Genomic DNA, 12,859 nt, shown 5'->3' on the forward strand with positions numbered 1-12,859 from the left:
GTCATTTCCCATTTCTGGATTCAACAAACTAGTATATTCTTTTTATACCTTCTAAGCTCTGTCAGATTCTTCTGTCATCTTCTTATAATACAGAATCAGATCTGCTGCCTGTTCATAGGACAACTCTGTAGTGCTGACCGAAAGATCATAATTCTTCGACATTCCCCATTCCTGTCCGGTATAATCCTTACGAAAAGCGCTTCTTTTCTCATCCACATCCTGGATCTTACGTTTCGCTTTCATTCTGCTTGTAATATGATCACGCTCTTTCACGCGTTCAATTCGTGTTTCCATGTCTGCATGGACAAATACACTAAAAGCTTCTTCTCGGTTTCTCATCAGGTAACCTGCGCACCTTCCCATAATAATACATGGTCCTTCTTCCACAAGCTCTTCAATCAGCTTAAATGGATATGGCTTCTTCTTCGGTTCTGCAAAATTCATTGCGATTGAATAAAGAAGGCTGTCCACCGGCTGTTCATCCAGATACTCCTGCATTTCTTTCTCGTATCCGCGCATCTTTGCAATTTCAAACAGCTTCTCTTTATCGTAAAACGCATAACCGGTACGCTTTGCCAGCAATTCACCGATTTCATGTCCGCCGCTTCCATATTCCCGTCCGATACAGATAATTGTTTTCTCCATATTCTGCACACTCCTCTCTAATACAGGTGATAGAAAATCAATGAACCTACAACCGTCATCAATCCGGCCACTGCAATAGAAAGACTGCTCATTGCTCCTTCAATCTCTCCGATTTCCATTGCCTTTGCCGTTCCCATAGCATGGGAAGCTGTTCCGATTGCCAGTCCTTTTGCAATCGGATGCTCAATTTTGCAGAGCTTACAGATTCCCTCTGCAAACATATTTCCAATAATCCCGGTAATTACGATCGCAGCAACTGTAATCGTCACAATTCCACCAAGCTCTTCTGAGATTCCCATACCGATCGCTGTGGTAATTGATTTTGGAAGAAGCGTTACATAGAACTGCTTCTTCAGGTGGAACAACATAGAAAATACCCATACACCGGCAAGGCTGGCAAATACACCTGTTGTAATTCCTGCAATGATCGCTTTCAGATTCTTCTTAAGAAGATTCATCTGCTGATAAAGCGGAATTGCAAGACAGACTGTAGACGGTGTCAGAAGGTAGCTCAGTACATTCGCTCCCTTATCATAAGTATCATAATCAATTCCAGTCACTTTTAGCACGATAATTACAAAAACAATCGAAACAAGAAGTGGATTGAAGATACCAATTTTTAACTTTTTACGCAGAAAAATTCCTGCCTCATATCCAAAAAGACTGATCGCCATACAAAAAAAGGTCGATCCATGCAGCATATTACTCATCCTTCTTCTCCTCTTTCTTCAGTACAAACTGAGCGGTTCTTCCACTCACGCCCATAACCAGCACTGTTGTCACTACAATTGTAACCATGATCGGAACAAGAACCGGTTTTAAGTCTCCCCATGATACCATCAGACCTACTCCTGCAGGGATAAAAAGCATCGGCATGATTTCAATCAGAAATCCACCGGCCTCATCAACTGCTTTCAAAGGAATTACTTTTGTCTGCAAACCTGCCAGCAAGATCAGCAAGCCATAAATACTTGCAGGAACCGGTAGTGGAAGGATTGCATGCAAAAGCTCTCCTGCAAAAGAAATCAATATGATAATCAAAAATTGTCTTATAAATTTCACAGTATTACCTCCATTTATTTTATGTTTATTTTTTAACACATGTACCAGAATAGCACTTTTAGCACTCTGCCTCAATAAATTTTTGCATTTTTATTGTTTTTTTGACAATATCCTCTCATTCCGATGCTAGAATGAAACTAAATTTACAGAAGTGAAGGGATGACTTTATGTATCATTTTATAGCCAATCCTAACGCCCGTTCGGGTCAGGGACTTGCACTATGGGAAAAGATTAAATTAAAACTGATAGCAGAACATATAGATTACCAGATCCATTTTACACATCACCGGCATCACGCAACGGAAATTGCCGCCGAGCTTACCGCCTCCGGGGATCCTGTTACGATCGTTGTACTTGGTGGTGATGGAAGTGTGGATGAAGTAATCTGTGGTCTGCAGAATTTAAGCCTGGTTACCCTCGGTTACATTCCGATCGGCTCTGGCAATGATTTTGGCCGGGGACTTGCCCTTCCATCCGATACCATGAAAGCTCTGGATCTGGTACTTCATTCTGAACAGACGCGCAAGATCAATCTTGGTGTATTGCACTATCATGACAAGGTTCATCGTTTTGCCGTCAGTTCCGGAATCGGATACGATGCAGCTATCTGCCATCAACTTTGTATTTCCAGGGTTAAAGTCTTTTTTAACCGGCTTGGTCTGGGCAAACTTGCCTATGCAGCCTGCTCACTCTACCGTCTGCGCCGCTGTCAGCCAGATGAGATGGAAATTCTTCTGGACGATACCAAAAGTCTTCATTTTAAACGGGTTTTCTTTGCCTCTGCATTTAATCTTCCTTATGAAGGTGGTGGATGCAAATTCTGCCCGGATGCCAAACCGGATGATGATCTGCTGGACTTTATTGTGATTGCAGATGTTCCCAAAATTATTGCTCTTGCAATTCTGCCGACTGTGTTTTCCGGAAAGCATACCCGACTTCCAGGCGTACATATCTTCCGCTGTAAAAAAGCAGAAGTACACTCAAAAATAGCACTTCCGGTACATTCTGACGGCGAACCGATTTATCTCCAGAAGGATGTTTCGTTCTCTCTCGAATCTGAGACACTGAAAATTATTACATAAAAGAAGGGGACTTTTCTATGCTGTTGTTTTGGATTCTTTTAACTGTTGTTGTATGTTTTTTCTTATATTTATATATGATCATGCCGAATACTTCCCGCCGAAGCAAAATCCTCCCTTATCTCAAGCGGGATTATGCCCATCGCGGACTACATGATTCTTCCCGGCTGATTCCCGAGAATTCTATGCCGGCATTTCGTGAGGCAGTAAAACAAAATCTTGCCATCGAACTTGATATCCATCTCACCCGTGATGGAAAAGTAGTCGTATTCCATGACGAGTCTTTAAAGCGGATCTGCAATGCCGAAGGGACAGTTGAGGGTTCCACGTTTGATGCGCTACAGCACCTGCATCTTTCCGGAACTTCGGAGCATATGCCACTTTTTTCAGATGTCCTTCGCTATGTCAATGGGCGGGTTCCTCTTCTGATTGAACTGAAGCTTCCGGACAGCAATATGAAGCTCTGTCCTGCCGCATGGGATATTTTAAAGGATTATAAAGGACCTTATATGGTCCAGTCTTTCAACTCCCTTGGAATCCGATGGTTTCACAAGCATGCGCCTCAGGTTCTTCGTGGACAGCTTTCTTCTGCCCTGACTCGCACGAATCCGGAAAATCCTTTTCTGGCGCGCTTTTGTGTACAGTTCCTGCTGACCAACCTGATCTGTCGTCCGGACTTTATTTCTTATAAACTTGCAGATGCCGGCAATCCTTCCGTCTGGCTGAACCACTATCTGTACCGTATTCCGATGGCAGTCTGGACACTCCGCAATCAAAAAGCTTATAAAACTGCACGGAATAAATATGATATGTATATCTTTGAAGGTTTCTCCGTAAAATAGAGAATAGAAAAAAATATGAATGTTTTATGAAGTCTGTTGTCGAGAAAAATTTTTAATGTTATACTACCTCTAGTAACAAGAAAGAAACATCTTCACCCGAAGGAGCTGATTTTATCATGAGTCATATTTTAAAAAAATTAAAGACACTGATGCATACATACAGCCATGCATGGGTATTACTATATGCTTTTATTTATTTTCCATGGTTTACTTATCTGGAACGCCATGTGACCGACAATTATTTTGTAATCCATTCGATATTCGATGACTACATCCCGTTTTGTGAATATTTCATCATTCCGTACCTGCTGTGGTTTGCTTATATTGCAGTCACACTGGGATATTTGTTCTTTAATGATAAACAGGGATTTTACAAAGCCTCCGCAATCATGTTCAGCGGTATGACCATTTTTCTGATCATCTGCACGGTATTTCCGAACGGATTAAACCTGAGGCCGGAAGTATTTACGCGTGATAACTTCTGTATCGAGCTGGTTAAACGGATCTATCAGACGGATACACCTACGAATGTGCTTCCAAGTCTTCATGTATACAACTCTATTTGTTGTTACATCGCAATTTCCCATTGCGAGAAGCTTCAGCACTCCAGACTGATCCAGAAAGGATCTCTTGTTTTAAGCATTCTGATCATTCTGTCAACCATGTTCCTGAAGCAACATTCCGTAGTGGATGTAGTTGCTGCATGTGTGATGGCATATTTCATGTACTCACTAATTTATGCACAGGAAGGTGCAAAGTCACCACGGCTTGCACGTCAGGTGATTTAAACACTTATAATTATTTTGTTTGATCCAAAGAAAGGACATCGCATTTCGCAAAATCGAAAAGCAATGTCCTTCTTTTATTTCACCTTCCATGCACTAAACGCCGATGGCATGGAATATTCCTTTTGTATTTCTTCCGGATGTGCAAAGATCATCTCTTCTTTGCAGTTCTTCTCCAGTTCATCCACGATCACCTCATACGCAGTCATATGCCATTCAATATGGCTGAAAATATGCTTCGCATTCCGCAGCTTTTTCACACGGATCGGTGCAAGCCCGATAGATTTACTGTAAGCGGTTACTTCGTCCATCGTAAGCTTTCCGTCTAGATTCGGGAACTCATACATACCTGCAAGCAGCCCCTTATCCGGTCGTTTCCGGATTGCCACATGATCACCATCCTTAAAAATCAAAACGGTTTTCTCCTCAATCCTGCGCGCTTTTGCCTTTTTCTTCACCGGCAGTTCATTCTGGATTCCCAGCCTTTTCGCCTCACAGATTCCCGTAAGAGGACAGATTTCACACTTTGCCTCCCCATTCGGCACACAGACAATCGCGCCAAGTTCGATCAGCCCCTGGTTAAAATCCGATGCCGCATCTTCTGGGATCACCGGTTCAATCGCATTTTCTATCTTTGTCCTGACGGACGCTTTCATAATATCTTCATCGCTCGCCAGCAGTCTTGATACCACCCGGAGAACATTTCCGTCCACTGCCGGCTTTGGAATTCCATAGGCAAAAGAAGAAATTGCCCCTGCCGTATAATTTCCAATTCCTGGAAGCGCCTTGATCTCCTCATAATTTTCCGGAAATTTTCCTGCGTATTCTTCCTCGATCTTCTGCGCTGCTTTTTGCATATTGCGTACCCGGTTATAATATCCAAGCCCTTCCCAGAGCTTTAAAAGCTTATCCTCCGGTGCCTCGGCTAGATCTTTTACCGTTGGAAGCTCTGTCATGAAACGCTCAAAAAATGGCTTTACTGCTTCCACTCTCGTCTGCTGCAGCATAATTTCAGACACCCATACCCGATAGGCATTTACATGATGTCTCCATGGCAGATCCCGTTTCCGCTCTCTGTACCATTCCACAAGCAGCTCCGGTGCTTCATAGAGCTGTGGATTGGTAAGTACTACCGGAACTTCGTCCGCAATTGCAATGGAATCCTCCGTTACAAAACAGTCCTTTGCGATCACCTGAACCCCGGTTTCCGCTGCTTCTGCAAGAACATCTGCAAATTCTTTGTGCGTCCGTCTGTTTGGTGTAAAATAACGTACTCCTTTCATCTGAACCACAAAGAATACATAAGCCTCGTACCCATCCTGCACTGCTTCTTCCAGCTCTTTTAAATGCTTCACTGCCCGCTCGCTCGGTGCATCCGGAAACTTTACCACGCCTTCTTCTTCCAGCGTAACCCCTTTCACTTCTATAAACGCTTTTTTCTCTTCATATTCCACATACAGGTCAAACCTGGAATTCTTATAGGTAACTTCCGGTCTGACGACCTTCACATCCTTGAACCATCTCCCGGCTTCAATCCATTCCTGTACCACTTTGTTCGTCACCTGGGAATCCATATTGATCAGCCGGTCAGCCTTCCTGACACCGATCAGATCCCAGCCAGTCTTACGCCCTGCACTTTCAGACTTCTGAACAAACACCTCTGCTCCCGGAACCAGAAGTTCCGCGCACCTCCCTGTGTTCTTCACATGGACCGTTTCTTCTTTTCCATTTATTTCTATTTTTGCTATAAATCGATTAGGGCGCTTTAAAAAGCGCCCCTTTTGTATTCTCTCATATATCATATTATTGCTCCCGGTTTCCGGCTATCACAAGTGGAATCTGTTCATGCTCCGCTTTTCGGATATACTCTTTGCTGATCTGCGAATCCGTAATGATCTTGTATACATCCTTAACCGGACAGATCACGGACACATACCCGCCTCCGAATTTGCTGCTGTCAGCAAGAACAAACACCTGCTTGGATGCTTCGAATATCGCTCTCTTCACCTGCATCTGTGGTGTTGCGATGGATGTCAGACCCACATCAAAATTGATACTGTGTACTCCGATAAATCCTTTATCTACATGAAATTTTTCCATATTCTCAATTGCTGCATCTCCCATCGTCGCTGCCAGATGACCGCCCACATGACCGCCGATCATATACAGTTCTACATGTCTTACTGCTGCAAGTTCATTTCCTACCAGGAGCGAATTCGTCACAACCGCTGCTACCAGATAAAAAATAATCTGCACGAGTTTTATCTTTCCCATAGCCAGCATGATGATTCCCATAAAAGCAATCGCTGCTCCCAGAATATTTGTCAGAAAACCTGCCAGTTTCGAATAGGTATGCTATAACGTAAAGTCAAACAGGTATGTATCTGTCATCCGAACTGTAATTTTTTCTTCCGTAAACGCTTTCCTTTCTTTAATAGTTTTCACCCTTTCGTTCGACAACTATTCTCTATAAAACAAAAGTCCTCTTATATTGTAACACACAAGAGGACTTCATTCCATAAACAAATTATAACATTTTATTCCTCCGGTGCAGCTTCACCTGTACCTTTGTAGTGAGCCCATCCTTCCGGTGAGTAAATACCTTTCTGTTTCTTCTGCATGGACTCTTTACAGGACGTGCTGCATGGGATGCAGATAAATTCGACAAGCTGATACGTGACGCTAAGGCAACCTACGAAGCACAGTAACCGGACTTCTCCAGTACAAAGCAAAATATGCCTTTTCGATTCACTGAAAATACATATCCCATTAAATTCAAAAGCGGGGCAGTAAAAGGTTTATCCTTTACTGCCCCGCTTTTCTTTTACCAATCTGTATACAGATCTATATTTCCGGATCCACTTCCGGTATCATATACTTTTCCAGCACCAAGTGACGTCTCTACAACTGTTCCTCTTGGGTAATCATCACTTGCTAAAACAATGTAACCATCGGCATCCCTGATTGTTCCGTCACTTGCTATATGGCGTCCTGGGATTGCAAGCCCTCCTCCCGGAAGTACCTTCTGAGAATAGTAAGTCTCGGTATGTCCATTATACCAGATCCTTCCCTTTGACGGGGTAAGACCGCCTGATGGGATCACATAGCCACCGCTTCCGGAATTGGAAGAATCGGAACTAGTATTATTCGATGAATTGTTGTTGGAAGGATTATTATTGCCAGAAGAACTGTTATTCCCCGCTGAACTGCTGTTCCCGGAATTATTGCCCGCAGATGTATTACTTCCGGCGGAAGCTGACGCCTGCTTTGTCTCTTCCTGTGCCTTTTTTGCCAGCTGCTCATCCACTTTCCTCTGGGCTTCCTCCTCCTGCTTTTTCTGTGCCGCACGTGCCGCCTCAAGCTGTGCATTTACCGTGGCAAGGTCTGTCGAAGTCTCTTCTGCTTTTGCCTGCAACGCTGCCTGTTCACTGTCCAGCTGGCTTTGCAGGTCAAGCAGTTCCTGCTGCCTGCTTTTCAGTTCAGCCTCCTGCTCTTCAATACCTTCACGTACTTTCACCATATTCTCCAGCATATCCTTATCGTACTTTGTAATATTCTGGATAAAGTCTACACGGTTCAGGAACTCTCCCATACTTTTTGCTTCACATACCATAGAAAGCAGTGTGTCCGAACCATTTTCATACATGTACTTAATTCGAGTCTTCATGTTTGCATACTGTACTTCCTCGTTATTACGGGAAATCTGGAGCGATGCTTCCAAACGGAATACTTCATTATTAGACTCTTCAATTTTCACTTCTGTCTCAGCGATTTCATTGCTGATCGTAACCAGATCCTGGTTGATCCCTTCCAACTGACTCTGTAGATTACTGGTCTTATCTTCGAGGCTGTCCACCTCTTCTGCATGTACCGACATCCCCGACAGCGCGATACCGAATGCACAGATCAGAGAAAGTCCGCACTGTACGATTCGTTTTTTCTGCATTTTCATAAATGTAATCCTTTCTTGAATGTTTTGGGGTAACACTAAGATAGTATATACTATTTTAATCAAAAGAACAACCTTCTATTTTCTGGAAAGGTCTGTACACAGCCATTTCTTCCCATTTTCAACGTACAAAAAGCTTCTTCAGATGCCATTTTTCTCTAAGTGTATGACAGCAAAAAGGAACAGGCTTTTTGCTGATTTCAATCAGTTAAGCCTGCTCCCTTTTCAGCAGAGCCTATGCTGTCGGCTCTGCAACTGTTTTACTTTTATCTTTTTTCACTCTGTATCCAGCAGTTGTTCTGCAGATGACCGGATCAAAGATCAGAAACATTGCCGGAAGGACAGTCAGTACTACGATCACACTGATGATCGCTCCTCTTGAAAGAAGTTCACAGATAGAACCGATCATATCAACCTGTGTATAACAAGTCACACCAAATGTTGCCGCAAAAAAGCTCAGTCCACTAGTAATGATCGATGGCATACTGATTCTGTGTGCAATCGCAACAGATTCTTTCTTACTCTTGCCTTTCATACGTTCTTTCTGATATCTGGTCGTCATAAGGATTGCATAATCAACGGTTGCTCCCAGCTGGATTGCTCCGATAACGATACTTGCAACGAACGGAAGACTCTTGCCCTGATAGAACGGAATCGCCATATTAATCGTAATCGCAAACTCGATAACCGAAACCAGAATGATCGGAAGCGAGATGGATTTAAATATAAGCAAAATGATAATAAAGATTGCTGCGATTGAAATAACATTAACCCTTGTCAAATCGATATCTGTTACATCCTGCAGGTCTTTCATCAGTGGTGCTTCACCGATTACCATTCCAGACTTATCATAGGATTTTACAATCTTATCAATCTGTTTGATCTGTTTGTTGACCTGCGGAGTTGCAGACTCATACTTGGTACATACAAACATCAACTCGGTATCCTTACCCTGAAGCATACTCTTTACATCATCCGGGATCATCGATTCCGGAATAGAAGATCCAACGATGGAGTTAAGTCCAAGTGTCCATTTTACACCATTGACATCATCAATTTCACTCATCATTGCCTTTTTCTCTTTGGCATCCATGTCTTTATCTACCATAACTATATGCATTGTACTCATATCAAAGTCATCTTTCAGTTCACTGTTTGCCACATTTGATGGAAGTGACTGTGGAAGTGACTGTGCAATATTATAATAAATTTTTGTATGATTATTGCCATAAATAGCAGGAATAAGCAAGATCAGGAAAGCAACGATCCACACTTTGTAATGTTTGGTGATAAATGTCGAAACCTTATCCATGCTCTTGATCAGCGGTTTATGCTTGGTTTTTTCAATCGGTTTATCAAAAATAAGAATCATTGCCGGAAGGATTGTTACACAGCAAAGCACTCCAATGATAACACCTTTTGCCATAACAATACCAAGATCACGACCAAGTGCAAATGTCATAACACAAAGAGCTACAAATCCTGCTACTGTGGTGACAGAACTTCCTACAATGGATTTGAATGTATTAGAAATCGCATGTCCCATCGCACGGTTCTTATCTCCCGGGAAACGGCGCTTGTTCTCTTCGTAGCTATTCAGCAGGAAAATGGAGTAATCCATCGTAACACCCAGCTGCAATACCGCCGTCAGCGCTTTTGTAATGTAACAGATCTCGCCAAGGAAAATGTTACTTCCCAGATTATATACAATTGCTACACCTATACTGATCAGGAAAAAAATCGGTACCAGGAAGGATTCTCCGGTAATTTCCAACACCAGAAAAGAAAGAATTGCCGCAATTACAACATAAATCGGGACTTCTTTCATTGCTACATTCTTGATATCGGCTACAACACCTGTCATACCTGCAATAAAACACTGTTTGCTGGCAATCTTACGCATCTCACCGACTGCATTCATTGCTTCGTCAGATGAAGTCGTATTGTCAAATAATGCGAGCATCAGTGTCGCATCTCCGTTGTAGAAGGCTTTTCTCAAATCGGATGGTATCATCTCTACCGGCAGTGAAAGATCTGCCACATCACCATACCATAATACTTTTTCGACATGATCAACCTTATTAAACTGATCCGCCAGCTTCTGGATATCTTTCATGTCCGTATCCTCTACAACAACCATGGCGAATGCACCCATACCATATTCATCCACCATAACGTCCTGTCCTTCTACTGTTTCCAGTGATTCCGGAAGGTAACTGAGCAAGTCGTAGTTAATTCTTGTCTTCGCCATTCCAATAAATGACGGAATCAAAAGCAGTATCCCCAGTAACAAAATTATAAATCTGTGTTTTGCTATCCATTTTCCCGCTTTGACCACAATAATCATCTCCCTGTCTTTACATTTTTATTCTATAGAATATTATACAAAAAAATGACTGATGGTCAATATCAAATAGTCACAATAATTTCATAATTAAAAAATGAATTTTGGTCATTTTTAGCATGGTTGATTTTTTATTATTTTCCAAAAACTATAAACTACAAAAAAACTGCTACTGGCAGTTTTTCTTATACACAAACATAATCAGGTAGGAGGTAAATAATTATTTTATTTACCGTCCTCCCACACCACCGTACGTACGGTTCCGTATACGGCGGTTCTTTAGTTTTCACAGATTATTAGATAATAGTCGAGCATGGATGTATATCCCAGCTTGGCTATTATTTTCTTTGAAAAGATTTGGTTCAAGACTTTCGCCATTTTCCAATAACCTTTTCTACTATTGGCTAGTTCCTTGGCTTTCCAATCCTCTAAACCTAGTGCTTTCAGCATTCGGTATTTCGTTTTGATTTTCTTCCACTGTTTCCAATAGACCGCTCGGATTCTCCGCCTTGCCCATTCATCCGTTTTTCGGAGGAGCTCTTTCATATCTGCGAGCCTGAAGTATTCCACCCATCCCCGCACATACTCTTGATACCTCTTTTCTCGTACTTCGTTGCTAATGCCTTTGTTCCTGTCGGTAAGTTCTCTTTCGACAGCCGTACCGTCCATCAAAAGTCCCCTTGCGCCCTACCGGAGGCATAACGTCCAGTGGACGTCTGCTTTGCACCGACCGAAGCGGATCATAGATCTGTTTATTCCGGTATCCTTGCCTGCACATATTCCAGATTTCCACAATAAGGTGTCCCCACCAGATACCATTCTCTTGCCAGATTCATCTCCATTCTGGTCTGTACCCATTCATCATCTACCAGCACTTCCAGTCCTTCTCCGCAGTGAAATCCTGTATCAATCCATAAGTCTGATGATAATAATCCATATCTTCCATTGCTGCTGTTATATCCTAATCTTCCCTGTTTCGTCATTTTCTGCTCCTTTCCAGTCACTTTTGTGACTCTTTTGATATTTTATACTACGATTCACTTTTATGACTTTGTCAATAACCTTTTGCGAATTTTATTTTTATATTCCATTCTACATTTTCATACTCTGCGAAAATCAACCTCTTTCGTATCATTCACTTTTGTGCCAGAATAGAGTCACAAATATTATTAAGTAGGCAGCATTATGGTAGGTAAAAAAATCCGGGCATACCGGGAATTTAGAGGATACAGTCAGATACAATTAGCCGAGCTGTCCGGCATTAACGTAGGCACAATCAGAAAATATGAGCTTGGAATCCGGAATCCAAAACCGGATCAGTTAGAAAAGATAGCAACTGCACTGGGATTAAATGTAAGTGTTTTTCTTGATTTTAATATTGAAACAGTCGGAGATGTACTCTCCCTGTTGTTTTCTATTGATGATTCAGTAAACCTCTCACTTGCAGAAACACCTGATCAGAAGGTTTCACTGACGTTCGAAAATCCTACAATGCAGGACCTTTTCAGGAAATGGTGTCAATTTAAAAATGTCTATGAAAAGGAAAAAGCTGAAATAATAGCTATCGAAGATGAAGATAAAAGACAAGTAGAACTGGATAAGCTGGACGCTACCCAAGATGAATGGAAACTGCGTGCTATGGGAACTACGATAGGTTGTCATACTATCGTCAAAAAAGGTACCGAGGGCAATACTGTCAGAGTTTATGATCTAACTTAATTTTAGTATATATAGAAAGTGTGACGAAATGGTTACTTTTAGATTAATTGAAGAAACTGGTCAATATCTTACTTATTGGTATTTTCCAAATGGTAATGAAGATGAAATGTATGGAATTATACTAGTTGACAAATTAAATGAAACTGTAGAAATTCAGCAAATGGCACATGATGATTTTTCCCATATTGTTACTGTAGATGAGCAAAATGAACTCAGAAATTCTGTTAATGACACGAGAAAAGAAGAAGGGCTTCCACTTTTAACCGAAGAAGAATGGCCTTTAGCAACAACTGCGCTTACAAAAACTTTTTTTGCAGATCATGCTATCAGTAAAATCATAGAAAGTTATAATTCCGGGGAAATTTTAAAAGAAGGAATGTCTACCTGGTATTAAAAAGCCAGAATTTATATATTTTGTTATCATTCTGTTATCA

Annotated in this window: 14 protein-coding genes; 5 read left to right on the forward strand and 9 right to left on the reverse strand. The window is 41.8% G+C overall.

Annotated features, from left to right (window positions below):
* Window positions 1–51: 51 nt before the first annotated feature.
* Genes PGZ10_RS15390 through PGZ10_RS15400 form a run of 3 tightly spaced genes read right to left on the reverse strand, consistent with a single transcriptional unit; the run spans window position 52 to window position 1,707 of the window.
* Window positions 52–645, reverse strand: a complete 594-nt coding sequence (locus tag PGZ10_RS15390) for a cytidylate kinase-like family protein (RefSeq protein ID WP_055247555.1) — start codon at window positions 643–645, stop codon at window positions 52–54.
* A 17-nt stretch (window positions 646–662) separates the two neighbouring features.
* Complete coding sequence (locus tag PGZ10_RS15395) at window positions 663–1,355, reverse strand: LrgB family protein (protein ID WP_117559267.1); 693 nt, start codon at window positions 1,353–1,355, stop codon at window positions 663–665.
* Window positions 1,348–1,707 carry a CidA/LrgA family protein gene (locus PGZ10_RS15400; protein WP_022220001.1) on the reverse strand — a complete coding sequence of 120 codons (360 nt, stop codon included), beginning with the start codon at window positions 1,705–1,707 and terminating at the stop codon, window positions 1,348–1,350. The genes PGZ10_RS15395 and PGZ10_RS15400 overlap by 8 nt, the downstream gene beginning before the upstream one ends.
* 167 nt (window positions 1,708–1,874) lie before the next feature.
* Here PGZ10_RS15400 and PGZ10_RS15405 point away from each other — a divergent pair, with 167 nt between their 5' ends.
* The 3 genes from PGZ10_RS15405 to PGZ10_RS15415 all read left to right on the forward strand — a co-directional run bounded on the left by PGZ10_RS15405 (window position 1,875) and on the right by PGZ10_RS15415 (window position 4,416).
* Complete coding sequence (locus PGZ10_RS15405; RefSeq protein WP_117824526.1) at window positions 1,875–2,789, forward strand: diacylglycerol/lipid kinase family protein; 915 nt, start codon at window positions 1,875–1,877, stop codon at window positions 2,787–2,789.
* Between the two features lie 80 nt (window positions 2,790–2,869).
* Entirely contained in the window at window positions 2,870–3,628 is a 759-nt protein-coding gene (locus tag PGZ10_RS15410; protein WP_117559287.1) for a glycerophosphodiester phosphodiesterase family protein, read from the forward strand.
* A 116-nt stretch (window positions 3,629–3,744) separates the two neighbouring features.
* On the forward strand, window positions 3,745–4,416 hold the full coding sequence (locus tag PGZ10_RS15415) for a phosphatase PAP2 family protein (RefSeq protein ID WP_117824525.1): 672 nt from the start codon (window positions 3,745–3,747) through the stop codon (window positions 4,414–4,416).
* A 74-nt stretch (window positions 4,417–4,490) separates the two neighbouring features.
* Here the strand turns inward: PGZ10_RS15415 and mutY are convergent, their stop codons facing one another.
* The 6 genes from mutY to PGZ10_RS15445 form a co-directional block, all read right to left on the reverse strand.
* On the reverse strand, window positions 4,491–6,215 hold the full coding sequence (mutY, locus tag PGZ10_RS15420; protein WP_270541772.1) for an A/G-specific adenine glycosylase: 1,725 nt from the start codon (window positions 6,213–6,215) through the stop codon (window positions 4,491–4,493).
* 1 nt (window position 6,216) lies between these two features.
* Window positions 6,217–6,708 carry a DeoR/GlpR family DNA-binding transcription regulator gene (locus PGZ10_RS15425; protein ID WP_270541773.1) on the reverse strand — a complete coding sequence of 164 codons (492 nt, stop codon included), beginning with the start codon at window positions 6,706–6,708 and terminating at the stop codon, window positions 6,217–6,219.
* A 529-nt stretch (window positions 6,709–7,237) separates the two neighbouring features.
* The gene (locus PGZ10_RS15430) at window positions 7,238–8,365 is read right to left on the reverse strand and encodes a coiled-coil domain-containing protein (protein ID WP_270541774.1); all 1,128 of its coding nucleotides are present in this window, start codon (window positions 8,363–8,365) and stop codon (window positions 7,238–7,240) included.
* Between the two features lie 232 nt (window positions 8,366–8,597).
* Window positions 8,598–10,709: an efflux RND transporter permease subunit gene (locus PGZ10_RS15435; RefSeq protein ID WP_270541775.1), complete on the reverse strand. Its 2,112-nt coding sequence runs from the start codon at window positions 10,707–10,709 to the stop codon at window positions 8,598–8,600.
* A 276-nt stretch (window positions 10,710–10,985) separates the two neighbouring features.
* Window positions 10,986–11,375 carry a group II intron maturase-specific domain-containing protein gene (locus PGZ10_RS15440; protein WP_243277263.1) on the reverse strand — a complete coding sequence of 130 codons (390 nt, stop codon included), beginning with the start codon at window positions 11,373–11,375 and terminating at the stop codon, window positions 10,986–10,988.
* Between the two features lie 83 nt (window positions 11,376–11,458).
* Window positions 11,459–11,689 carry a DUF5348 domain-containing protein gene (locus PGZ10_RS15445; protein WP_117834628.1) on the reverse strand — a complete coding sequence of 77 codons (231 nt, stop codon included), beginning with the start codon at window positions 11,687–11,689 and terminating at the stop codon, window positions 11,459–11,461.
* A 202-nt stretch (window positions 11,690–11,891) separates the two neighbouring features.
* Between PGZ10_RS15445 and PGZ10_RS15450 the strand changes: the two genes are divergently transcribed.
* A complete protein-coding gene (locus tag PGZ10_RS15450; RefSeq protein WP_270204086.1) occupies window positions 11,892–12,425 on the forward strand; it encodes a helix-turn-helix domain-containing protein in 534 nt (177 codons plus the stop codon).
* 28 nt (window positions 12,426–12,453) lie between these two features.
* Complete coding sequence (locus PGZ10_RS15455; protein ID WP_117834612.1) at window positions 12,454–12,819, forward strand: hypothetical protein; 366 nt, start codon at window positions 12,454–12,456, stop codon at window positions 12,817–12,819.
* Window positions 12,820–12,859: the final 40 nt, after the last annotated feature.

It is taken from the genome of Coprococcus sp. AF102-57, assembly GCF_027686195.1.
In the GTDB taxonomy this organism is placed as follows: Bacteria; Bacillota; Clostridia; order Lachnospirales; family Lachnospiraceae; genus Allocoprococcus; species Allocoprococcus comes.